Genomic DNA, 23,739 nt, shown 5'->3' with positions numbered 1-23,739 from the left:
GAATTAATAACGCTCTACTACCTTGCGCTCTATATTTTCATTGTTAAGCATGAACATGTATCTTCCATTCACCAGACGTATGTCCTGCTCTGCCGCGGATATATCTATGTTCAGTGAATTCCTGACAACCACATTCAGATCTGCATTATTGCTGGACAGCATGCCTGTACCGTCTCTGCTTCCAAGTGCGAAGCACGCTTCGCCCTGAACCGCCAGCCTTGAGTTGGCGTCCGTCATGCGTATGTCTGCTATTCCATGGTCAGATCCCATGGCTATACACGAATTGCCCTTAAGGTTCATGTCCACATGTGCTCTGCTTATATCTACGCTGCATCCATCTCCGTCCAGGGTTCCGACCGCCACGTATCTGTTGCCCGATCCTCTGAGCGATATGGATGTGTTCTTTATCGCGATATCTGCGTGCTGGCTCATCGAGCCGATGGCGACTCCATTTGCAGCCTCATAGGTTATGTCTATGTCCGCCTGCAGGAGATTCAGATTCACCGGGGTGCTTATGCTTCCAATAGCAACTCCGTTCTCGCCGTTGATATACAGGTCGTATCGTCCTTTCTCTATACGTATATCTCCTCCGAGTCCGGCGCCTATTGCCACTCCGTTCACACCGTTTGTTTCTATATTAATGGCGCCCTCCTGCTTGAACTTCATGACTCCATGCTTTGAATGAATGTCATTGCCTATTCCGTAATAGCTGTTACCGTTGACGCGGATCATTATATCCCCATCTCCGATAAATGTCACTCTGGACGACTCCGGTATCTTTATTCCGCCATTCCTGCAGAAATTCTTACCCTCAAGCATGATGTGCAGATCCGTATTCTCACCGCAGTCTATACAAGGCTTGTCACGGTCGCCCGAGAAGCTTACATTCTGCAACACTATGGTTCCGGTGAAACCATCCTTTATCTTGAGTGTCATATCTGACTTGAAGCCCTGTGCGCCGACTATGCGGACATTGTTGTCGCCACCGGCTCTCTGTGCCACAACTATCTTCCTGATTCCCCGGGATGTGAGCTTCAGAAGTGATGCACTTCTCTCATGCTCCATGACAAATATGCTGCTGTTCTCAGCCACCTCTTCCTGTTGGTTGTACTGAACTATCTCATTCACAACCTGTGGGGATATGAGCTGTACCACCTCCGCGTTCGGATGGGCGGTATAGTATCCCTGAATGAGATCCGCACCGAGCTGGATGACGGTCTTCATCTCCTTCGTGGTCTCAACGCCCTCTGCCAGCGCCTTGATGTCGTTGGTCGAGGTGAATTCTATTATATCCTTGACGAAATGCTGTCTGTGTGGGTCTGCATCGATCCCTGTCAGAAGCATTCTGTCTATCTTCACATACTCAGGCATATACCTGAGAAGATTGTTTACATTTGAATAGCCTGAGCCGTAGTCGTCTATGGCGATCTCCATGCCATTTCCTCTGAGGAATGCCTTGAGATCATTCAGTTCCGCATCCGACAGCTCTGCTCCCTCGGTAAATTCTATGACGATGCCTGCACACTGGAGCGTCTTCACCTTTGAAATGAATTCATTTCTGTCCTGTGCGTTGAGCATATGCCCCGGCATGCTGTTGATAAATACCTTCTTGCCCCTGAACATCTCAGGATTCGATGCCACGATCTCCACGATGTTGAACAGTGTGAGTTTTTCCACATCGTACAGTCTGTTCAGTCTCTCTGCACTCTCCAGAAGCTCAGGGGGTGACATTCTCATAGGAACCAGTATCCTCATAAGTGCCTCGTATGCAAATATGCTTCCGTCACGGGCACTTACTATAGGCTGGAAATGATATGTAAGCATGTTGTTGTCCAGTATCATAGCTACTATCTCATCTCTCTCCAGATCCCTGTTCGTTATCGTCGCTTTGTTGCGTCCCTTGGCATTGTTCTGTTCTTTTATGCGGTTCTTCTGGTTGACCGCATCGTTGATGAGGGTCTCCAGCTCGGCAGATGACTTGACCAGAGCCTTCTTACATCCGTAATATATACCGAGCTCGTAATCGTCCTTTCCGCCACTGTTTGCCGCCTCAAGCTTCTTCTTGAGTTCCTCGGCTATATATTCTCCCCTTGAGATATCGCCACTCTTTGCCACTGTGGCTATGACGAACTCGTCATTTCCCATCCTCATGGATATCTCGTATGGGGTAAGTATCTCATTTATCGACTGGGCAACATAGCTCAGGACTCTGTCACCCTCTGTTCTTCCGTAATTGCTGTTTATCTGGCGTGTATTCTTCAGATCCACCGCCAACACAAGTATCTCGGACTTCTCTTCAGCGGCCTGGACTATCATGTCATTTGCCCTGCCCATGAAGCCTCTGAAGTTGTACATTCCGGTGAGACCATCTCTTATCTGATCCGCCTCAAGCTTGTTTAGAAGTACATTGAGTCCCTGATGTCTTGCAAATGACTCCATGTCTCTGGCAACCGTCTTGATCCAGGATCTGTATACATCTTCGTACACCCTCGGCTCTGCACCGTAGTTCACCACTGCATAGCCAAAGCTTCTGTCCTGGAAGAACAATGGTGTAAATATGAACGCTGTAGGATAATCCCTGTCCTCGTACAGCTCCGGCAACAGCTTCGCAGACTCGAATACGTCGTCATAGCGTATGTGTCTCTCTTCTTTTTCATCCGGGCCACACTTTATCAGTCTGTATACATGATCTGTGTAACCGTGGCGAAGTGCCTCATCGCCGGTCATGACCTCCGGATTTCTCCAGTAGTCGTTCAGGCACAGATGGAAGCTCTCAAATGGTCTTATCTGGTACACGTATTCCGACACGGTGTCGAAGAATGACTCCACGCTCGTTTGCGCCACAAGGTCATCCGCCATGTTGTTGAAGCAGGAGTAGAAGCCGGTCTCTGAGAGGTCTGTCTCCCATTTGTCTCTTCTGATCCTGACTGTCTCTCGTTCCCAGCCCTCACAGCCACAGGTTCCACCTATGTACAGCTCCACGTTGGACTTGAATTCCGGTACGTCATGTCCGTTAAGCTTTGCATCTATATATTTCATACAGTAGTGCCCGCAGTCATCCGCCGGTATGTCCGCAGATGTGATCGGAACAGGACTGTTTCTTCCGTCTTCTATGGAGTCATAGCCCACCACGGCTATGTCCTCGGGAACTCTTATTCCATATCTGTCAAATGCGGTGCACACTCCGATGGCCATACAGTCATTTGCACATACGATGGCATCCGGCAGATGCTCCTTATCCTTCACAAGCTCGTCCACCATGTAGTCGCCGCTGTCGTACCAGTATGTTCCATAATATATCATGTCGTCCGTAACCGGCAGGTTGTGCGCCTTCATGCTGTCTATGTAACCGGCGAGTCGCTGCTTGGAGTGTATGTGCTCTTTGAGTCCGCCCAGGAAATATATATTCTTGTGTCCGTGAACCTCTATAAGGTGATCCACGAGTTTTACTATAGGGGTATAATGATCCATCATGACCGTTGGGAATATGTTATTCTCTTTGTCGACTACCACTACCACACCATTTGCAAATTCTGACTGCAGGCGCTTCTCCAGCTTTTCTACGACTCCCGGAGTCTGTATGGTGTCCTGACACAATACCACAGCATCAAAAAGGTTAAAATTAATAAGGTTGTAGATGTTTGAATCGCCAACCTCCCTGTCTGTTGAATCCTGGTACTTCAAAAACATGGAAAATATGCAGACATCGTAATTCATATCATATGCCTGCTTCAGAAATCCCTGCATGAAGCGATTCTGTGTACTCTCTTCAACCTGTGCTGTTATAACGCATATTCTCTTCCTGTTGCTCATCTGATCATCCCCAACTGCATTTTTAAAACATTCTTTATGCAATTATATCATGTTTGCAGGCTAAAAAAACCTTATTTATGCAATTTGACAAATGCCATAGTTCCTATCTACATTTTTAGTCTATTTTTCACCTCAAGCGCCATCTGCTCGTCTGCTATGTCCAGGGCATCCGGAATCCTTGTATCATCCGGCAGCATTCCCAGAAGTCCTGCCACTATGGCCTTTCTGGTACCATGCCCTTTGCCGGTCGTCAGAAATAACCCATACAGGCATATCTTAACTGCCTTATTTCAATTATAGACCACGAGTGCGGTTATTTGGAATTTATTATCTTAGTTTTTTGACTCGGATATACTGTCTTTTTTCTTTTTCTGCCCGAAAAAGCAGGAAAATTTTTTCGCAAACCCGCTTACTCTGCCTTGAGCACATAGAGTCTGGAATCATAGTCTCCGCAAGGCATATCCTCTCCGACTATCTCTCCCGCCGATGTGTCGCTGGTGATGAGTCCGAGGTTCATCAGCTCATCGCCATAGCATGATGGGCCTGCGATGACATTGACTGCAGAATCCTCTCCTTTGTCACCTGACACTTTCTCATATATCAGCTTTCCATCCGGTGTCTTGCTCACTGTGAGCGCCTGTCCCCCGAGCACATTGCAGCTATATATCGCATCAGGATCAAGGCCGTGGAGCTTCATTCTGGTGAAGCATTTGTTCGGTGTGTAGAGTGTTCTGAACCACGCAACGATGGCGGTCTTCTTATCGTCTGATACGACCATCCAGCCGCACTCCTCATTGTCAAATGGACTTGCAAGCCTGTAGAATGTTCCGTACTGGATCACCTCACGGTATGCCTTCATGAACTTGACCTGCTCCTTGACCTCCTCTATCTCCTCGGCTGTGAGCTTGTTCAGATCCAGCTCATATCCAAATGTTCCGAAGTATGCAGCATTTGCACGGGTCTTAAGCGGAGTCTCACGTCTTGTCTGATGATTTGGCACAACCGAAACGTGGCTTCCCATACTGCTGATCGGGTAACACATGGATGTTCCATACTGGATCTTGACTCTCTCTATGGCATCCGTGTCATCACTTGTCCAGCCCTGTGGCGCATAGTAGAGAATGCCCGGATCAAAACGTCCGCCGCCGCTGGCACATGACTCAAAGAGTACATGTGGAAATGTGCTTGTGAGTCTCTCATACAAATCGTACACACCAAGTATGTATCTGTGGAACACCTCGCCCTGTCTGTCAGCCGGAAGAGCCGCACTATAGCACTCGGTGATACTTCTGTTCATATCCCACTTCACATATGACACCTTTGCCGTGCTCAGTATCTTTGCCATCATCTCATATATTCTGTCAACGACCTCTTTTCTGGAGAAATCCAGAACATACTGGAATCTTCCGTGTGAGTCATGTCTTCCCGGAACTGAAAGTATCCAGTCTGGGTGCTCTCTGTAGAGGTCTGAGTCTTTATTTGTCATCTCAGGCTCGAACCACAGTCCGAACTTCAATCCTACCTTCTCTATATCCTCTGCAATTCCTGTGATTCCCTCCGGAAGTCTGTCTGGATTTGCAACCCAGTCTCCAAGGCCTGCATGGTCTGTGGTTCTGGCTCCATACCAGCCATCGTCAAGAACGAACAGCTCAACTCCGCACTCCTTTGCCTTCTGTGCGATGGCTATGAGCTTCTCTCTGGTGAAATCAAAATATGTAGCCTCCCAGTTGTTGATGAGGATCGGCCTTGGCTTGTCTCTCCACTCGCCTCTTGCAAGTCTCTTCTGATACAGCTTGTGGAAGGTCTGGCTCATCTTGTTGAGTCCCTGATCTGAGTATACGATGACTGCCTCAGGAGTCTGGAAATGCTCACCTGCATCGAGCTTCCAGTCAAATGTATCCGGATTTATTCCGGCAAGAATGCGGGCTGTATTTCTCGTGTCAACCTCTGCCTGTATCTTAAAATTGCCGCTGTATACAAGGCTTATTCCAATCGCCTCTCCCTGGTTCTCGTCCGTTGTCTCTCTCTTCAATACGATGAACGGATTGTGCTCATGGGATGAATGACCACGATTACTGCCTATCGACTGTACACCCTGCTCGAGATCCCTTGTTATTATGTGGCGCTCCCTTGCCCATGCGCCTGAGAGCTGCATCCACTGATAATCAGGATCAGGGAGATCCAGGCACATACTGTAAGCAGTGGTGAGATATACCGCCTCTGTGCCTTCATTTACATACTCCACACTCTTTGCTATGACTGGTCTGTCGCTCCATATCGTATAGAGCATTCTCGCCTTTATTCCTGTGAGTGAATCCTTCAATGTGACGATCAATGTCTCTGCCTCGTCATCATTCTCTGTGTATGTTGCCGGCAATGCCTCAAGCTTTGGCTTGCCTGCGTTTATCTCATGTGATACATACACAAAATCTGATATCCTGCTGCCATTTGACTGAAGGACTTCCACCATCGGCGCCCTGTAATCAGTGGTTCCGTACACAGGGAGCTCCTGCTTCACTGACTCAAGTGAGAACAGTCTGTCATCGTCATATACATACTGAAACATAGGTCTCTGGACAAGCTCCAACAGATGTGAGAAATCCTCTCTGTCCCTTATCGCCTTACCATAGTACAGATTTCCCAGATGTCCATTGGGGAGCACTGTCATGATGTAGCTTATCTCGCCATTTGTAAGGTGAAATGTCTTTGTTTCTTCGTGAAAAATAATACCCATAAGTGTGACTCCTTTTCTCCATTTATTTGTCTGAGCAGACAACCTCCGTTACGCCTGCGCACTGCGCACCCTCTGCTCTAAAATCTCATGTCTGACTGCTTTTAATACAGTTATTTTAATATCTGGGAATTAGATTTTATATGGAAAAAAGTTGACCAAATATGGTACCGATAATGGTTAAGTTGGGTGATTATTCTGAACTGTGAATACGCTTTGAACATTAAGACATATCTTGCATTTAATGATCCATTCACTTTGTCTATAGATTTGAGCAAAGTATCCCAAAAGTATACAGACAATGAAAAAAGCCTGAATACTGATACCAGACCAACTGTAATTTTCAATCAGTCTCCACCAATATTCAGGCTTTTTCTGCCAGCTCCGGCCTACACCGCGTACACCACAGTCTCATAAGGTCTGAGCGTACCATCGTAATCCGCATAATTACCCATAAGCATATCCGCAGTCTCAGGAATTGCATAGCCCACATCCTCACCGGTCATGTTGACAACAACATATACCGATCTGTCTGTGCTTTCTGCATTTGCTCCAGTTCCACATACACACTCAATCTGAACCGGCTTGCGCCTGTACACTATGATTCCTGCATTATCCGTCTCCACATCCTCCAGGTCTCCGTAGATGAGAGTCTGTGTGTACTCCGAGTGATTTCTGAGCTGTATCATCGCCTTATAAAAGTTAAGCACAGAATCCTTATCAGCGCTCTCAAGCTCCACTGTCTGGAGGTCACACTGATTGTTGCATGCCAGCCATGGCTCATGCACTGAGAATCCGAAGTTCTTATCGCTGTTCCACTGCATCGGAAGTCTTGACTGGTCGCGGCTCCTGATATTTACAGATTCCATCGCCTCTGCCTCGCTGTATCCGGCTTCAATGCATCTCGCAAACTGTCCCTTGGAGTTGATATCGTCCAGCTCATCTATGTTATCAAAATGAGTGTTTATCATGCCAAGTTCCTGTCCCTGATATACAAACGGCGTACCCTTCAGGAAGAAGAACAGCGCGCCCAGCGCCTTTGCCATCTGTGTTCTGTATTCAGGAATATCACCGGCTGGGAAGTACTTGCCTATACTTCTAGGCTGATCGTGGTTTTCCAGGTAATTTGCTGCCCATCCGATCTTTTTCACAAGTCTCTGATTGGTGAACAGCTTGTCCTTGAATTCCTCTATCGTCCAGTCTCTCTGGTGCAGCCAGAGATCGCCCGGATTGATATCTATATCTGTGTAGCTAAAGTCAAATATCATGGAGAAATGTCCATCTCTCCCAATATATCTGTCCAAATCCTCATTTGGGACTCCAGGAGTCTCTGCGACAGTCACAAAGTCTCCTCTGCCATATGTGTTGAGTTTTAACTCGTGAAGGAACTCATCTATTCCCGGCCTATTGAGGCAGCATTTGCCAACATCGCATCTGCCGTCCTCGCCGTCTGACGGCATAGGCGGGAATGAGAGGTCTTTCTTGATAAATGTGATGGCATCCATTCGGAATCCTGAAACTCCCTTGTCAAGCCACCAATTCATCATGTCGTAGAGCTCTTGTCTCATCTCCTCACATTCCCAGTTGAGATCCGGCTGCTCCTTCGCAAATGAATGGAAATACCAGCTGCCATCCTCAATCTGTGTCCATGTGCTTCCACCGAAGTTGGATCTGAGATCTGCAAGTCCATCTATGTTGTCCTTAAATATATAGTAATTTCTGTATTTGCTGTGTCTGTCCCGGCACGCCTCCTGGAACCATCTGTGCTGGTCTGATGTGTGATTGATGACCATGTCCATGATGATCTTGATGCCATTTTCATTTGCGCATCTTATAAGTTCATCCGCATCCTCTATGGTTCCAAACTCAGGATTCACATCGTAGTAATCCGATATGTCATATCCATTGTCCTTCATAGGCGACTTGAAGAATGGACATATCCACACAGCGGTCACGCCAAGATTTTTGAGGTACGGCAATTTCTCAGTTATTCCCTTCAGATCTCCTATTCCATCTCCGTTGCTGTCATAGAAGCTTCTAGGGTATATCTGGTAAAATACCGCCTCTTTCCACCATTTTCTGTCCATATTTTATGTTTATCCTTTCACAGCTCCGGCTGAAATTCCCTCGATGATATTCTTCTGAAGTATGATGAATATGATCACGATAGGGATGATGCAGAGAAGTACCGCAGGGAAGATTAGCTCCCATGGATTTCCATACTGTCCTGACAGACTCTTTGCATAATATAAGCTCAGCGTGAGCGTCTTTTTGTCGTTATTTCCTATTACGAGGAATGGAAGAAGGTAATCGTTCCATATCCACACTGCATTTGTGATGACAACTGTCATGGTCGTAGGCTTTAAGAGGGGCATGACCACATATCTGTATATCTGGAATATATTTGCTCCATCGAGCATAGCTGCCTCCTCAAGTGACAGCGGGATACTCTTGATGAATCCTCTGTACAGCAGAACCGACATACTGATTCCAAAGCCTCCGTACATGAGGATCAGCCCCGGTGTGTTTTTGAGTCCCAGCTTGTCCATCAGCGATACCAATGGGTACATAACTGACTGGAAAGGTATGAGCATGGCTGCTGTGTATGCGATGAAGAGTATATTTGCCACCTTGGAATCTGTTCTGGCAATTGCCCATGCGGCAAATGAAGATATGACCACGATAAGTGCCACTGCCGCAACTGTTATGAGTACTGTCTGAAGCAGGCTGCTGCCGAGATTTATCTGCTCAGCTGCATTCTTCAGATAGTCCAGATTCCATGATTTCGGGAGAGCTATTGGAGATGCTACTATCTCCTGCTGTCCCTTGAATGAGTTGACGATCAGGAACCATATCGGGAATATGGTCACGATTGCCAATACAGCGAGTATAACCACTATGAGTGCTCTTTTGATCTTGCCTTTTACTCCCATTATGATTCAATCTCCTTTCTCTTAGTGATCATTACCTGAGCTATAGATATAACTGCAATGATAACGAAGAATATAACTGCCTGTGCCTGCGCCTCTCCGTATGCCGGAGGAGAGCTCTCTCTTACTGTTTTCAGTATCATGTAGGATATCATGGTCGTTCCGAAATTGCCCTCTGTCAGTGAAACATTGAGGTCAAGCATCTTGAAGCTGTTTGCCAGTGACATGAAGAGCACTATCGTAAATGAAGGCATGAGAAGCGGAAGTGTGATCTTCCTGAAGCTTGTCCAGCCCGTAGCCCCATCTATTCTGGCAGCCTCATAAATATCCTCTGAAATATTGTTGAGTCCGTTGAGGTAGATTATCAGGTAATAACCTGCAACCTGCCATACACCAACGATCGCATATGCCAGAAGTGCTTTCCACTGATTCTGAAGCATGTTGTTGAGCACCTCTACGTGTACCACACCGTCTGTTCCGAACAGCGTCTGTGAAAATACATTTTCAAATATGAAACGCCATACATAACCCATTGCGAGCATTCCAAGTACATATGGAAGGAACAGTACCGTTCTGAAAAGTCCCTTGCCCTTGGTAAGCTTCTTGATCATGAGTGCCAGAAGAAGACTGACAACATTCTGTGCTATTACTGCGAGTACAGCATATATGGCCGTGTATCCAAGTGACTGAAGGAAATCCTTCGACTTGAATATGCTTGTATAATTCTTAAGTCCCACCAGTGCATTCCACCAGTGCTCCCCACCTACGAAGTAGGAACCTCTCCACTCGGTGAAGGAATAGATCACACCCTCTATAAAAGGAACTATGATAACCAGCAGAAACAACACTATAGAAGGCAGAACCATAAACCAGAATTTTCTCTTGTAAAATCTTTTCATAGTTTTTCCTTTCCTACATTGAACACCAGCCATACAAAATTTGCCTTCGGCAAATGGCTGGCGCTACATGTCAGGTTTTCATAGAAAACCTGACACATCCCATTTAGCACCGATTACTCTTTGATGCTGTCCTTCCACTTTGTCAGTGCATCTTCCACACCTGTTCTTATAGTGTTCTCATCCCACTGATCAGGATTTGTAAACAACTGCTCCTGAATAGTTGCACCGATGGTGTTGAGTCCCCATGACTCAGGGAAAGCATCGAAGTCATTGCCCATCACAAGGTCATTGCTCATATAGTATACAAGTGAATTGCTGAGCGGATTCTCAAGCTTCTCGCTCTCGTCTGCGTTGAATGGGACAAATGCGAATTTGTTTGTGATGTAATCTTTTCCTGTATCTGATGTGTAGAGCCATACAAGGAAGTCCTCAGCGGCTTTCTGCTCCTCTTCTGAATCCTTCTTGTTGATAACGTAATACTGTGAAACGAACTCAGGGATTGAGCTGTTCATCTTGTCAACTGTAACGCCCTCAGCTGAGATGTCACTCTGCTCAAGGTTGACCTTCATTGGGAGCATCGTAAGTCTTGATGCCTTGTCTGCATCCACGCCTGCGATGGTTCCGTATACCCAGTTACCCTGCTTGATGAACATTGCCTTACCCTCGGCAAATGTCTGAACTGCCTGATCATATCCTGTCACTGTTGAGTTAATGTACTCTGATCCACGCTCTACCTTGCCGCTTGGTCCTGCTGTGTAGCTTGAAAGCATATCAAGCTCCTGAACCATCTTTACAAGTGGCTCCTCAAGCTTATCAACATCTTCCTTTGTAGCTGCTGCCGTTGCATTGTAGTTAGGGAATACTGCATTCAGTGCGTAGTTTGTATAGTGGTTTGCATATGTCCACTTCTCTGCGCCTGCGATTGCAAATACTCCGTTCATGTTCTCTGTTGTGGCTGTCTTGTCCTTTGCCGTGGTGTATGCATTGCCTGAAAGTGTAACCTTCTCGCCACCCTTGCCGTTTATGTAATCATCGATTGCCTTGATCATGCCTGTGAACTCTTCATAATTGGCACTTCTGTAATCAGCGACAAATGCGTCTGCGCTGTCAAGTCCAAATACATCACATATCATCTGCGTATCTGCGATAAGTCCGTAACCCTCTACGTTGTAATGGATTCCGCAGCTTGCTCCGCTCTCATCTGCGAGCTGCATGCTCTCTGGAATTGAATCGTAGATTGACTTTAACTCCTCATTCTTTACTGATGTTGATGGAAGTACAAATCCGCCCTCGTTCCACTCTGTGAACTGTGCCTGATTTATCGCGTACAGTGTAGGATAGTTCTTGGAATTCATCTCAGATCTGAGTGTCTCCATGGTCTCCTGTGTACCACATGTGTAAACCTTAACCTTAACTCCTGTCTCTGTCTCATAATCTTTGCACAGATCCTGGATACTGTCTGCGATCTCGGACTTTGTGTTGTAAATATACAGATCGTAATCCTTCTTTGCTGAACCACATCCTGTCATAGATGCAAGTCCCAGCATCATAGCTGCTGAAAGTGCACATGCTACTAATTTCTTTGCTCTCATAACCTTTTCTCCTTTTCTTGCTTTGAATTTTCCCTCTTGTTAATTCTCGCTATCATTCATATTGTTCCGATAAAACATATTTCATAAGCGCTTAAATGAAACATGTTTCATTTGCATTAAGATTATCATATGAAACATGTTTCGTCAATAGGGGATTTATAGATTTTTGTATTTTGTGCTCTTAGTAAGTTTTTTATGTTTTGTACCCACATAAAAAAGAAGTTCATGATTTTTGAGTGGCACCTCAATTTCTCTTCACGAACTTCTTTTCGTAATCATACTATAAAGTTGTATCGCCTTTTTCTACGCTCACCGGAAGTAGTATAAGATTTCCGTCTATATGTGTGTTTCTCTCTTTTGCGCTGTCGATCTGATCTGCGGTTGCACTTTCACCCTGTCCTTCGGCATCATCTTCCTCCTCCGGTCCGTCGATCATCTCCATAAGCTGGCGTACTGCCTCCTGGGCGATCTCCTTGTACGGCTGATGTATCGATGTGAGCCTTGTCGTGCTGGCGTTGGTTATGTACGTTCCGTCGTATGCCACGATCGCCAGGTCATCAGGAATCTTTTTGCCTATGGCAAGTGCCGCCTTAAGGAATGCTATCGCTGGCATGTCTGCGGCAAATATTCCGTCCACGTCAGGATACTCCTCCAGTATGCATTTTGCCATCTCAAAATATCCATGAAAATCAAAGTCGTTCCACTGTATTGGAACTCGTCTGGATTTTATCCCATTCTCGGCAAGGACTCTATCTAGTTCCTCATGGCACTCAAATGACATGATATTCTTATCTACCTTGATTCCTGATATGTGGATGACATATTTGCATCCACTGTTTATAAATTCCTGGGCAGCAAGCTGTCCGCCCATCTTGTGATCCGACACTACGACAGGAAATTTGCTGCCAACCTTATAATCCAGCATGACCATCGGCTTATCTATCTTCTGGTATTCCTTCGCCGTACATGCCGACGTTCCGCATATGATCCCATCCACGATGTTGGACTTTAACAGCTTAAAACATTCCTTCTCCCTCTGCTTGTCATCGGATGTGGAAAAAAGCATAAACTTGTATTTCTTCTCATAAAGTATCTTTTCTATCTCCGATGCCAGTGATGAGAACCATGGGTGCTGGATATTTGGAACCAACATCGCAATGGAGTTTGATCTGCCCTTGAACATGCCTCGCGCAAGCTCATTTGGAACATAATCCAGTTTCTTCATCGCATCTTCTATCTTCTTCTGAGTCTCAGGTTCAACATTTGCCGTGCCGTTGATAAGTCTCGACACCGTGCAGATGGCGACCCCCGCCTCCTTCGCAACGTCTCTTATACTTGCCATATATAAATATACTCTCCTTATGAATTTCAGACTGCAGTCCATGAAACTTGTTTCATAAGAAGAGTATACCATAATACTTTCCGTAATGTAAATTGTGTAATATGACGATAATCAGCTCAAAAGCTCCTCTATCATAGCTCCGTCAAATGTCACGCTCTGAACGTGATTTACCTCGATCTGGTAAAGCGCATGTGCAACTATGTGCTCTGCAGCCTGCTCTATATCTCTGATTCCGGTCACGCCGTCGCACTTCTTGATGACAGCATCCACGCCGTCTGGAAGGATGATGCACTCGCTCTTGTCAAGTCCGATGCGCTTGAGCACCTTCGGCAGAACAAATTTGTTGAATATCTCCTTCTTCTCATCCGGGGTGTAATCCGGTATGTCTATAACAGCAAATCTCGACATGATCGGCTTGCTGATGTTCTCCTTGTCATTTGCCGTCGCTATAGGATACACGCCATTTGTCGGGATCATGCACTCCATGTAGTTGTCGGTGAATCCCAGGTTATCCAGGAGTGTCAGCAGTACATCGGCAGGATTGCCGTTGCCCTTGCCGGAATTTGCCTTGTCCAGCTCGTTGATAATGAATACGAGGTTAGATTCTCCAGCCTGTGAAAATGCCTCCATGATGATTCCCGGCTTGGCATTGGAATATACTCTTGAACTTCCTGTAAGCTGCTCCGGATCGTTGATGGAACTCATGTCAAGGGTCGTCCATGGAAGTCTGAGTATTCTCGCAACCGCATAGGCTATCTGTGACTTTCCTGTTCCGGCAGGTCCGCAGAGCAGAAGTCCGTATGCAGGAAGTGTATGTGTACGGTTGATCTGGATGATCGTCTCGATGATCCTCTGCTTTACCTTCTCCATTCCGTAGAGTTCCTCGTCCAGTATCCTTCTGGCCTCTTCCGGATCTATCGCCTCAAAGTAATTGCTCTTCCATCTGATGTTCATCGCCATGGAAAGTGCTCTCTGGGCGTGGCGTCTCTCCTCCGGTGATACCTCGCTGGATCTCGCAACCGCAAGATTTCTTCTGGCCCACAGCCTTATATTGTCAGGAAGTGTTCTTCCGGCGCAGTGCATGAAGTCAATGATGCTCTGCATGCTCGTGAGCTTCATGTCATCGCCCAGTGCCTCTTCCTCTTCTTCCTCCTCGGATTTCTCTTCCTCCGAAGGGGCATCGCTGGCAAGAAGTCTCTCTATCATGAACTGAAGGAATCCGTCATTTGCCGACAGCTTCGATCCGCCGCCGAACTCGGTCTCCCTTATCTTGTATACCGCATAACCCTCCGGTCTGTTCTCTCCCGACAGACGGACATTGATGTGATTCTCACCGAGCCATTTGAGAAGGCTTACAAATCTCGCATCTATCTTCAATATGTCTGCGGACTGGACTCCGTCTACCTCGTCAAATTCAAATGCTGTTCTCTTGATCGGATTGGTGAACTTTCCGCTGGAGTGGTGGGTCCACTTCCTGGTCGTGTTCTCAAGGATCATGATCGGCTTCTCCGCTGTCGCTGCAGACTCCGACGACCGGAATGTCTCGTATGTAACTATGTTCTTATTCTTATTGTCGCTTCCACTGAAATCAAATACTGGCATGTTTTCCTCCCTAATATAATGATGCTTTATTGCAAGTTTAATCATACCTTGCAATTATAAAACATCATACTTTATTTTTCTTCAAACACCCGCATCCATCTTTCCCGTTTAAGCCTTGTGGTGAATAGGATTCCTCTGAAACAGAGCTCCACGCACATGGCGATCCATACACCGTAGAGTCCAACCCTCGGTGCAAGTATGGCTGCAAGTGGTATCCGCACGCACCACATGCTGGCAAAGTTCATGCAGCTCGGAACCAGAGTGTCCCCGGCTCCCCTGAGTGCTCCCGATGCAACTATTGATGCAGCGTAAAACGGCTCGGCAAATGCTTCTATCCTCAGCACTGCTGCACCTAGATTTCTTATCTCTTCGTTCGGGGTCAGTACACCTATCATGGCCGGAGCTGCTATGTACATTAGGACTCCGCCAACGGTCATAACCGACACACCTAATCCCATTGTAATCCATGCCATCCTTCTGGACAACTGTTTTTGTCCGGCTCCCACGCATTGTCCCACAAGTGTAGTTGCTGCCGCCTGTACTCCGTACCCCGGCATGTAACAGAAGCTCTCCGCAGTAACCGCAAATGAGTTGGCTGCGATGGCTATCGTTCCGAGCGGTGACACGATCTTTGTGGACATGACATACGCTGAGCACATGACCATCTGCTCAAGTCCCACCGGTGCTCCTATCTTTACCGCCCTAGCAAGGGTATCCCTGTGAAATCTCAAGTGCTCACCCTTTCTTAAGTGAAGTGTCCTGTTCTTCCACAGAAGTGCAGTGACCATGATGGCACAGGTGACCGCCTCAGCCGTGATGGTTCCGAGCGCCGCACCTGCAACGCCAAGTCCAAGTCCCGGCATGGTAAATGTGATGCTATTTATCTGCACACTCCTTGTCGGAAATATAAAGAACAAATTAAAAATCACATCCATCACACAGCACATGACATTCAGTATACCCGGGAGTCTCATATTTCCGGAGCTCTGGTGCATACCGCCCGCTATGCTGTTCATCTGCAGAGCAGGAAGTCCCAGCATATACACAAGGAAATACTGGCTTGCCATCTTCTGTATCGCAGCTTCACCGCCGAGCCATCTCGGAAGCGGTGTGCTTATAAGTGCTGCGATGAGTGCAAGCATGGCGCTTATGCACAGCGCTATTATAATACCCTGCTTCATGATGTTTCTGGCATTCTTCTCCTCACCGGCCCCCACCGCCTGGGCTATCTGCACAGTAAATCCTGTAGTCACCGCAATGCATAGCCCGCCAAACAGCCATGTCGTGGACGAGACAAGTCCGATGGCTCCCGATGCATTTGCACCAAGACGCCCCACCATGGATGCATCGATGTACTGCATGACAATGGACGAGATCTGGGCAAGGATCGCCGGGATGCTGAGCCTGACCGTAAGTCCTATCTGCTGGGATGCGGTCATAGACTTTCCAGATATCATGTCCTTCAGCAAGTTTTCACTGCTACTCATCTATATCTCCTTTTTTAGCCGCATTGTCTATGTTTACCGTCTCTGCGTTCATTTTTCTGAATGCCGTGGTTCCCTCGGCAAGTCTCTTCATACCCTCTTCCACGGTCGATCTTGGACATGCAATGTTAAGCCTGATAAATGACTTTCCGTTCTTGCCGTATGAAAGTCCCGGCGACATATAGAGCCCAGTGTTCTTCCTGATGAATTTTGACAGAGCCTTGGCATTGCCGTCTTCGCCGGCAGCGCCGCAGATTCCGCTGCAGTCAAGCCAGAGCAGATATGTGGCCTCCGAATACACGACCTTTATACCCGGCACTTTTTCATCTATAAACTTCCTGACATACTGCTTGTTCTCATAAAGATACTGCCTGAGACTGTCCAGCCACTCGCCGCCATTTGTAAATGCTGCTATCGCCGCATCCACCGCAAATGCATTTGGCTCGGCTACTTCATCTGTGTTCAGACCTCTCCACATCTTGTGTCTCAGGAATTTATCCGGAACCACAATGGCCGCAGTCTGGATTCCGGCTATGTTGAAGGTCTTTGTCGGCGCAATACAGGTCACACTTATATCCCTGCATGTGTCAGATGCCGTGGCAAATGGCACATACTCCTTTCCAGGATCGGTGAGATCGCAGTGTATCTCATCCGAGATGACCGTCACACCATACTTTGCGCATAGCTCTCCCACATGGGCAAGTGTCTCCTTATCCCAGATCTTCCCCGCAGGATTCTGTGGATTGCAGAGTATCATGAGGCTGGTCTGTGGATCTGCAAGCTTTTCCTCAAGATCCTCAAAGTCCATGGCATATCCCTCGCCGTCATATTTCAGAGGACTCTCCAATATATTTCGCCCATTGTTGTATATAGAATTAAAGAAAATATTGTAGACAGGGGTCTGCACTACAACATTCTCTGCGGGTGTGGTGAGCTTTCTCACCGCCGTTGATATGGCTGGGATGACTCCGGAGCAGAACACCAGCCAATCCCTATCTATCGCAAATCCGTGTCTGTTGCCCCACCAGTTCACGTAGGCATCTGCCCACTCGTCCGGGATGATGGAATATCCGAATATTCCGTGCTCCACCCGGGCTGCCAGTGCCTCCCTGATGCATGGAGCCGTCTGAAAGTCCATGTCTGCCACCCACATTGGCAGTTCGTTTTCCGGCACGTCCCACTTCAGGGAGCCTGTGCCGCGTCTGTCTATAACCTTGTCAAAATCAAACTTCATGTTTGTCCCTCCACTTCATGGAGAGATTCCGCGGCTGCTGTGGCAAACGGCTGGCACATATAGAGTGCTCCATCACGTTCGTCTTCCCTCGCCTTGCTTTGCTTCTATCTGCACTGCGCTCTGCAAGCGATAAGGGCGTTGCTTGCGCCGCTCTGGCAAGAAGCAGCAATGCTCAGTCGACTTCACTACCGATTGAGCACTCTATATGTGCCAACTCGTTTCACCACAGCAGCCGCGGAATCTCATTTACGTTATGATATATCACCAAATCTTAAACTCGTTTAGTCCTGTACTATTATTTTCGTCTTTGACGGATCTACTTTGTCTTTTTCTATTATCAGGTTGTCGATGTGCTGGGCTTTGATGGTTCCTGACGTTGGATTCATGACACTGTCTATCTTGCTACAGATGTCGGCATCCACTGTTGAATATTCAAATGCAAGTGTTGTGTTGATGAGCTTGCAGTTCTTCATCACAAGGTTGTCGATGTAGCACATGCCCTGAAGGCTCTCGATGGTGCAGTTCACCAGGGTGAGGTTCTTTGCGTTCCAGCCAAGATACTCACCTGATATGAATGAATCATATACGGTCACATTCTCTGTGTTCCAGAATGCATCCTTTGAAAGCAGATTGGAGTTTCTTATCTCTACATTCCTGCATCCGTCAAATGAATAGTTGCCGTCAAGCTTCAGGTCGTCTATCTTCATATTACTGCTGTTCATGGCAAAATAGTCGCCTTTTGCTGTCACGTGGTCCATTGTCACGTCATCGCAGCTCCAAAGGGTCTCCTCAGCATGGGTGAATGTCACATCCGTAAGCTCCAGGCCTTTACATCTGCGGAAGTTCTTTGGTGCCTGGATGAGTGCCCGCCTCACCGCGATATTATCAGTGTACCAGACTCCGGCTCTCGCCATCTCAAACCAGTGGCAATCCTCCGCAACAATGTTCTTGCTGTACCACAGCGGATACTTCCATTTGAACATGCTGCCGTACAGATTTATGCCGCGGCTCTCCTTAAGCGGAGACTCGCCATCGTCAAATATCGTATCATATATATCGAGATTTTTTCCCATGAAAAGAGCTCTCTCACCTGTCAGAAACTCCTGTCTTATAATCTTCTTTTCTTCTTTATTATCCATCTCGTTCATCTTCCTTTTGTATATTCTCTATTATATTATTGGCCTATTATCACCATGTTATCACTTCTGGCAAATGCGAATATGACTGAGCTTATGACAATCATGAGCGGCAGTACAAACAGTAATATATTTATTACCTGTAATTTGCTATATTAACAAACTTATCCTCTTAAATTAAGGGATTCTCAACCAGTCTTCTTTATATTATAATTTACACATATAAGTCCGGCATGTAAATAGGGATCTCATGTCTGACATTTTGGGGAAACAACATTTAAGGGGGTACATTATGATTTTAACATCAGGGGATTTTATCAGTATTTTTTTCAGACTTTTACCTTATACGACTTACATTATTCCAATAGCATCATTCATCATAGCTGTGGTCATCGGTCTTTCCATACGGGGTAAGGCATGCCGTATCGAACGGGACTATACCAGAACATCCGCCGATATCACATCTGTCAGAAGATTCAGTAAAAGAACCCATATCAACTATGAATACCGCGACCAGTCCGGAGTATTGCACAATGGTTTTCTTTCCGTCCGCGGTATAACAAATTACAACTCCATGTCGTCCATCGCAATATATTACAACCCGAATAATCCATCCGTATCTTATACGGAAAGAACTATGAACAGTGACAAAAATGCACCATTCATCTATGGTGGTGCGGTTCTGCTTGGAACTCTGGTATTTTTATGGAGAAGGCGCTGATTTCTCAGCGTCCTTTTTTATTACCTCCTGATGAGATCCTTTGCCACCTCACCGGCTATTATAAGCCCTGCGACTGATGGCACAAATGCCACGCTGCCCGGGATGTCTCTGCGCTCTGTACATTTGTGTTCTGCACCCGGAGGACAAATGCAGTTGTTTCTGCAGCTTATCGCCATATCTTCGATCGGCCTTGTCGGAATCTCTTCCGAGTATACGACCTTGAGTTTCTTGACGCCCCTCTTCTTCAGCTCTCTTCTCATGACCTTCGCAAGCGGACACACCTTTGTCTTGTATATATCTGCAACCTTGAACTGGCTTCCGTCAAGTTTGTTTCCCGCACCCATGCTGCTGATGATCGGGATATTCTTCTCCTTGCACTTCATGACAAGAGCGATCTTGGCTGTCACGGTGTCCACCGCATCGACTACGTAGTCGTAGCTGTCCCAAGGGAAGTCATCCGCATTTTCCGGAAGGAAGAAACATTTGTGTACCTCAACCTCCACATTTGGATTGATGTCAAGCATCCTGTCCCTCATAACATCGGTCTTATACTTTCCAACTGTGCTCCTTGTCGCTATGATCTGTCTGTTGAGATTTGTCAGGCACACCTTGTCGTCATCTATCAGGTCAAATGCTCCGACACCGCTCCTGACCAGTGCCTCGCATACATAACCGCCAACTCCGCCTATTCCAAATACCGCTACCTTAGAGCCTGCCAGCTTGTCCATGGCTTCCTTGCCAAATAGCAGCTCTGTTCTCGAAAACTGTGTTAACATCTCTTATTCTCCTAATATGATATATATCCCACTACAACTATATACAAAATAAGTTTTTTTTCAACTGAAATCTTATTGACATCTGGCCCCTCCGTCCCGATTTATATCGAATACATGTATCCGATCCGGTCACTGTACTCCCGTGTGAGATTGGCGATAGTTTTGTTGTCAAGCACATTGTTGATGGCAGACTCAAGATCATCCCACACCTCTCCAATGACATCGTTCATGACCATGTTGGTGTCGCCATCCTCATCAACCCTGTTATCGATCGGTGATATCCTGCCCTCTATCGCCCTTAGCACCATCCCAACCGTGATCTCCTCCGCCGGCATGTTCAGACGGTAACCGCCCCTCGGTCCTCTCACGCTCCTTAAATATCCTGCCTTTAGCAGAGAAGATGTAACCTGCTCAAGATATTTGTCAGACAATCCACATCTTCTGGCTACGGCTTTGACAGTAACCGTGCTGCCACTGTTTATCGATATATCTACCATGAGTCTCAATGCATATTGTCCCTTTGATGATATTAACATTTTTCCGCCTCCTGTTCATTGTTATATTTTGCCTATAGAATTACTATGAATTAGTTTTATTTTTTTTGGCAGGGAGAAAAAGCAGTTATAATGTTCTTACCTTATCTCCGTGCCAATTATTTTCCGTTTAATTCACTTGATTTTTATGATTATGTTTCTATGCTGCCTACCATATGTTGCTGATCAGATACTCAAGTTATGCCTTCTTTTTTAACCCGTTCAGGTATTCCTCAACATAATGGATAACTGCTGCACCATCTCCAACTGCTGTCGCCACCTGGCGCACTGCCTTGGTCCTCACATCTCCCGCGGCAAATATTCCCGGTGTGCTGGTCTGTCCGGTCTCGCCCGCTGCAACATAACCAGCGTCATCAAGCTCCACAACGTCACCGAGGAAGTCTGTGACAGGGCTTGTTCCTATGGCAATGAATACACCGGCTACCGGAAGCGTAAAATCGCGATTGGCCTGTCCGCCCACTGTTTTTGGTGTATTCACTGCAACCTTGAGATTCAGCTTGCCCGGCGTTCCGCCTATCTCTGTCACCTGTGCAAATGAATGAAATTCTATATTCTCAGTCTCAAGCACCTGCGCTCCAAGTATTTTCTCGCCTCTGAACTCATCTCTTCTGTGGATCAGATGCACCTTACTGCACATCTTTGACAGATACAGGGCATCCTCAAGAGCTATATTGCCACCGCCCACAACTGCGACTTCTTTGTTCTTGAAGAACGCTCCGTCACATGTGGCACAGTAAGAAACTCCTGCCCCTGTGAATTCCTCCTCACCGGGAACGCCAAGCTTTCTGTGCTTTGCACCCGTGGCTATCAGAACCGCCTTTGTCTCTATGCTGCTGCCATCCTCCAGGCTGACCTTCTTGTGATCGCCGTGATCCTCGATGGCTGTCACCTCTCTGTCATCAAACTCCACGCCAAATGTATCTGCGTGTTCTCTGAACTTCATACCCATGTCAAAGCCGCTTATGCCCGGCAGTCCAAGGTAGTTGTCAACCTGCTCTGTATTCACGATCTGCCCGCCGGAGAATGCCTCCTTCTCCAGTACCACCACGTCCATCATCGCCCTCTTGGCGTAGACTGCGGCGGACAGACCCGCAGGGCCGCTGCCCACAATAACCAAATCTCTCATATTTCCTCCTTGTCGAAGAAGGTCGCTGTCATATTTATGTGATGCTCCAAGGCTACGCACGACTCTGTCACCTTGTCTTAGCTCCTGAATTGAACATCAGCCCATCAAAAGTCGCCTTCGGCGAGGGCTGACGCTACATGTCAAGTTTTCACAGAAAACTTGACACATTATTTGCATTCGCTCCCGCCCCCTATAAGGGCAGGGGGGCTCCCGCTCAGCAAGGAGCGACAAGCTTCCGTCGTCTATGTGCTACCCGCCTTTGGAGCATCACATAAACATGACAGCTTACTCTTCGATAACCGTTAGTTTTATTATGTTATTTCCAAACCACTCTTTTAATACTTATCTAATTATTTCTACAATATAGGAATATAAATTCCTTTTTAATGAGACATCTTCTGACCTACTAAGTCTCTCTAGTTCTCTTTGTATTTCTTTATCAACTCACAGGTTTTGGATACGTCTTCCTTGCTGTGTGCGTAAGATACGAACATTGCCTCGAACTGTGATGGTGCCAGGTAGATTCCGTTGTCCAGCATGTATGAGAAATACTTTGCATACCTTGCGGTGTCGCTGGATATTGACGTGTCCATATCCACTACTTCCTGATCTGTGAAGAATACGCTCATCAGTGAGCCTATCTGGTTGACATGGACTGTGTCGCCAAATGTGCTTCTGACTGTGTCGGCTATCTGCCTTGTGCTCTTTTCTATCGCCGGATATATTGTATCCTTTTCCTTCTGGAGTATGCGGAGCGTTGTGAGTCCGGCTGTCATGGCTATCGGATTGCCCGACAGAGTTCCCGCCTGGTATACTCCGCCAAGTGGTGCCACCATGCTCATGACATCGCGGCGTCCGCCGTATGCTCCCACCGGCATTCCGCCTCCGACTATCTTGCCAAGTGTTGTGAGATCAGGCTTTACCCCGAAGTATTCCTGGGCACCGCCAAGGCTGAGTCTGAAACCTGTGATGACCTCATCAAATATAAGAAGTGCGCCGTACTCATTTGTTATGTCCCTGAGGAACTGAAGGAATCCATCATGCGGTGGGACAACTCCCATATTTGCGGCAACCGGCTCGACCACGATTGCGGCAATGTCTTTGCCCTCCGCCTCAAATAACTTCTTTACGCTGTCCTCGTTGTTATACTCTGCTATGAGTGTATGCTGTGTATACGACTTTGGAACTCCCAGGCTGTCCGGAACTGACTGTGTAAGTGCCGCCGAGCCTGCCTTGACCAGAAGTCCATCACTGTGTCCGTGATAGCAGCCGCGGAACTTTACAATCTTGTCTCTGCCTGTAAATCCCCTCGCCACTCTGAGGGCACTCATCACCGCCTCTGTTCCCGAGTTGACCATTCGTGTCAGCTCCATTGACGGCATAAGCTCATTTACCAGCTCTGCGATCTCGAGCTCTTTCCTTGTCGGTGCGCCGAATGTAAGTCCGTCATCACAAGCCGCCTTCACCGCATCTATGACTCTGTCATCGGCATGCCCCAGAATTCCCGGACCCCAGGAACAAACATAATCCACGTAGGAATTGCCATCCTCGTCAAATATATGTGAACCTTTTGCTTTCTTCATAAATACAGGTGTCCGTCCCACCGAGCCAAATGCCCTGACCGGTGAATTGACGCCGCCCGGAATTACCTTCTGTGATTTCTCAAATAGATCCTGTGAATTTGTCATTGCCATTCTTCTTTCTATAATTTATCGTCCTGTGTGAATTTTTATGATTCCGACTCTTTGGAAACGCCTCTCTCTCCTCCGTCGAGTGGGGCAGATCGTCGGAATCATTCC

The 23,739-nt window shown here is 47.0% G+C and carries 17 protein-coding genes; 1 reads left to right on the top strand and 16 read right to left on the bottom strand.

Annotation, left to right across the window (positions count from 1 at the left end; all coding sequences use genetic code 11):
* Positions 1 to 3: 3 nt before the first annotated feature.
* The 12 genes from OCV54_RS08200 to OCV54_RS08145 form a co-directional block, all read right to left on the bottom strand.
* Positions 4 to 3,813 carry an EAL domain-containing protein gene (locus OCV54_RS08200; RefSeq protein ID WP_055223470.1) on the bottom strand — a complete coding sequence of 1,270 codons (3,810 nt, stop codon included), beginning with the start codon at positions 3,811 to 3,813 and terminating at the stop codon, positions 4 to 6.
* A gap of 107 nt (positions 3,814 to 3,920) precedes the next feature.
* A complete protein-coding gene (locus tag OCV54_RS08195) occupies positions 3,921 to 4,088 on the bottom strand; it encodes a serine dehydratase beta chain (protein WP_082431301.1) in 168 nt (55 codons plus the stop codon).
* 134 nt (positions 4,089 to 4,222) lie between these two features.
* Positions 4,223 to 6,547: an alpha-galactosidase gene (locus OCV54_RS08190; RefSeq protein WP_055223468.1), complete on the bottom strand. Its 2,325-nt coding sequence runs from the start codon at positions 6,545 to 6,547 to the stop codon at positions 4,223 to 4,225.
* A gap of 386 nt (positions 6,548 to 6,933) precedes the next feature.
* Positions 6,934 to 8,631 carry an alpha-glucosidase gene (locus OCV54_RS08185; protein ID WP_055145497.1) on the bottom strand — a complete coding sequence of 566 codons (1,698 nt, stop codon included), beginning with the start codon at positions 8,629 to 8,631 and terminating at the stop codon, positions 6,934 to 6,936.
* 9 nt (positions 8,632 to 8,640) lie between these two features.
* Positions 8,641 to 9,477, bottom strand: a complete 837-nt coding sequence (locus OCV54_RS08180; RefSeq protein ID WP_015534748.1) for a carbohydrate ABC transporter permease — start codon at positions 9,475 to 9,477, stop codon at positions 8,641 to 8,643.
* Positions 9,477 to 10,373 carry a carbohydrate ABC transporter permease gene (locus OCV54_RS08175; RefSeq protein WP_044998090.1) on the bottom strand — a complete coding sequence of 299 codons (897 nt, stop codon included), beginning with the start codon at positions 10,371 to 10,373 and terminating at the stop codon, positions 9,477 to 9,479. The genes OCV54_RS08180 and OCV54_RS08175 overlap by 1 nt, the downstream gene beginning before the upstream one ends.
* 113 nt (positions 10,374 to 10,486) lie before the next feature.
* Positions 10,487 to 11,965 (bottom strand): ABC transporter substrate-binding protein, encoded by a 1,479-nt coding sequence (locus OCV54_RS08170; RefSeq protein WP_055223467.1) that lies wholly within the window; start codon positions 11,963 to 11,965, stop codon positions 10,487 to 10,489.
* A gap of 280 nt (positions 11,966 to 12,245) precedes the next feature.
* Positions 12,246 to 13,307, bottom strand: a complete 1,062-nt coding sequence (locus tag OCV54_RS08165) for a LacI family DNA-binding transcriptional regulator (RefSeq protein ID WP_055223465.1) — start codon at positions 13,305 to 13,307, stop codon at positions 12,246 to 12,248.
* A gap of 111 nt (positions 13,308 to 13,418) precedes the next feature.
* Positions 13,419 to 14,909, bottom strand: a complete 1,491-nt coding sequence (locus OCV54_RS08160) for an AAA family ATPase (RefSeq protein ID WP_055223463.1) — start codon at positions 14,907 to 14,909, stop codon at positions 13,419 to 13,421.
* Positions 14,910 to 14,980: 71 nt separating this feature from the next.
* On the bottom strand, positions 14,981 to 16,396 hold the full coding sequence (locus OCV54_RS08155) for an MATE family efflux transporter (protein ID WP_055223461.1): 1,416 nt from the start codon (positions 16,394 to 16,396) through the stop codon (positions 14,981 to 14,983).
* The gene (locus OCV54_RS08150; RefSeq protein WP_055223459.1) at positions 16,389 to 17,627 is read right to left on the bottom strand and encodes a MalY/PatB family protein; all 1,239 of its coding nucleotides are present in this window, start codon (positions 17,625 to 17,627) and stop codon (positions 16,389 to 16,391) included. Before OCV54_RS08150 ends, OCV54_RS08155 begins: the two co-directional genes overlap by 8 nt.
* 281 nt (positions 17,628 to 17,908) lie before the next feature.
* Positions 17,909 to 18,766, bottom strand: coding sequence for a DUF3737 family protein (locus tag OCV54_RS08145; protein WP_055223457.1), 858 nt, complete (start codon positions 18,764 to 18,766; stop codon positions 17,909 to 17,911).
* A gap of 289 nt (positions 18,767 to 19,055) precedes the next feature.
* Between OCV54_RS08145 and OCV54_RS08140 the strand changes: the two genes are divergently transcribed.
* Positions 19,056 to 19,484 carry a DUF3592 domain-containing protein gene (locus OCV54_RS08140; protein ID WP_055223455.1) on the top strand — a complete coding sequence of 143 codons (429 nt, stop codon included), beginning with the start codon at positions 19,056 to 19,058 and terminating at the stop codon, positions 19,482 to 19,484.
* A gap of 20 nt (positions 19,485 to 19,504) precedes the next feature.
* Here OCV54_RS08140 and OCV54_RS08135 read toward each other — a convergent pair whose 3' ends face one another.
* The 4 genes from OCV54_RS08135 to hemL form a co-directional block, all read right to left on the bottom strand.
* The gene (locus OCV54_RS08135; RefSeq protein ID WP_004851697.1) at positions 19,505 to 20,260 is read right to left on the bottom strand and encodes a tRNA threonylcarbamoyladenosine dehydratase; all 756 of its coding nucleotides are present in this window, start codon (positions 20,258 to 20,260) and stop codon (positions 19,505 to 19,507) included.
* A 101-nt stretch (positions 20,261 to 20,361) separates the two neighbouring features.
* Positions 20,362 to 20,796 (bottom strand): RrF2 family transcriptional regulator, encoded by a 435-nt coding sequence (locus OCV54_RS08130; protein WP_055223452.1) that lies wholly within the window; start codon positions 20,794 to 20,796, stop codon positions 20,362 to 20,364.
* Positions 20,797 to 20,992: 196 nt separating this feature from the next.
* Complete coding sequence (locus OCV54_RS08125) at positions 20,993 to 21,940, bottom strand: NAD(P)/FAD-dependent oxidoreductase (protein ID WP_055223450.1); 948 nt, start codon at positions 21,938 to 21,940, stop codon at positions 20,993 to 20,995.
* A 416-nt stretch (positions 21,941 to 22,356) separates the two neighbouring features.
* The gene (gene hemL / locus OCV54_RS08120) at positions 22,357 to 23,634 is read right to left on the bottom strand and encodes a glutamate-1-semialdehyde 2,1-aminomutase (protein ID WP_055223448.1); all 1,278 of its coding nucleotides are present in this window, start codon (positions 23,632 to 23,634) and stop codon (positions 22,357 to 22,359) included.
* Positions 23,635 to 23,739 lie beyond the last annotated feature (105 nt).

Origin of the sequence: Coprococcus aceti, from assembly GCF_025567285.1 — a bacterium.
GTDB classification, from domain to species: domain Bacteria; phylum Bacillota; class Clostridia; order Lachnospirales; family Lachnospiraceae; genus Coprococcus; species Coprococcus aceti.
Note: the sequence above shows the minus strand (reverse complement) of the source record. Positions and strands in the feature narration are given on the sequence as shown.

Coding starts and splice junctions, on each gene's coding strand:
- OCV54_RS08180 (WP_015534748.1), bottom strand. CDS start 9,477: ATGGGAGTAAAAGGCAAGATCAAAAGAGCACTCATAGTGGTTATACTC.
- OCV54_RS08165 (WP_055223465.1), bottom strand. CDS start 13,307: ATGGCAAGTATAAGAGACGTTGCGAAGGAGGCGGGGGTCGCCATCTGC.
- OCV54_RS08170 (WP_055223467.1), bottom strand. CDS start 11,965: ATGAGAGCAAAGAAATTAGTAGCATGTGCACTTTCAGCAGCTATGATG.
- OCV54_RS08150 (WP_055223459.1), bottom strand. CDS start 17,627: ATGAAGTTTGATTTTGACAAGGTTATAGACAGACGCGGCACAGGCTCC.
- OCV54_RS08155 (WP_055223461.1), bottom strand. CDS start 16,396: ATGAGTAGCAGTGAAAACTTGCTGAAGGACATGATATCTGGAAAGTCT.
- OCV54_RS08200 (WP_055223470.1), bottom strand. CDS start 3,813: ATGAGCAACAGGAAGAGAATATGCGTTATAACAGCACAGGTTGAAGAG.
- OCV54_RS08140 (WP_055223455.1), top strand. CDS start 19,056: ATGATTTTAACATCAGGGGATTTTATCAGTATTTTTTTCAGACTTTTA.
- hemL (WP_055223448.1), bottom strand. CDS start 23,634: ATGGCAATGACAAATTCACAGGATCTATTTGAGAAATCACAGAAGGTA.
- OCV54_RS08160 (WP_055223463.1), bottom strand. CDS start 14,909: ATGCCAGTATTTGATTTCAGTGGAAGCGACAATAAGAATAAGAACATA.
- OCV54_RS08130 (WP_055223452.1), bottom strand. CDS start 20,796: ATGTTAATATCATCAAAGGGACAATATGCATTGAGACTCATGGTAGAT.
- OCV54_RS08190 (WP_055223468.1), bottom strand. CDS start 6,547: ATGGGTATTATTTTTCACGAAGAAACAAAGACATTTCACCTTACAAAT.
- OCV54_RS08135 (WP_004851697.1), bottom strand. CDS start 20,260: ATGTTAACACAGTTTTCGAGAACAGAGCTGCTATTTGGCAAGGAAGCC.
- OCV54_RS08145 (WP_055223457.1), bottom strand. CDS start 18,766: ATGGATAATAAAGAAGAAAAGAAGATTATAAGACAGGAGTTTCTGACA.
- OCV54_RS08125 (WP_055223450.1), bottom strand. CDS start 21,940: ATGAGAGATTTGGTTATTGTGGGCAGCGGCCCTGCGGGTCTGTCCGCC.
- OCV54_RS08175 (WP_044998090.1), bottom strand. CDS start 10,373: ATGAAAAGATTTTACAAGAGAAAATTCTGGTTTATGGTTCTGCCTTCT.
- OCV54_RS08185 (WP_055145497.1), bottom strand. CDS start 8,631: ATGGACAGAAAATGGTGGAAAGAGGCGGTATTTTACCAGATATACCCT.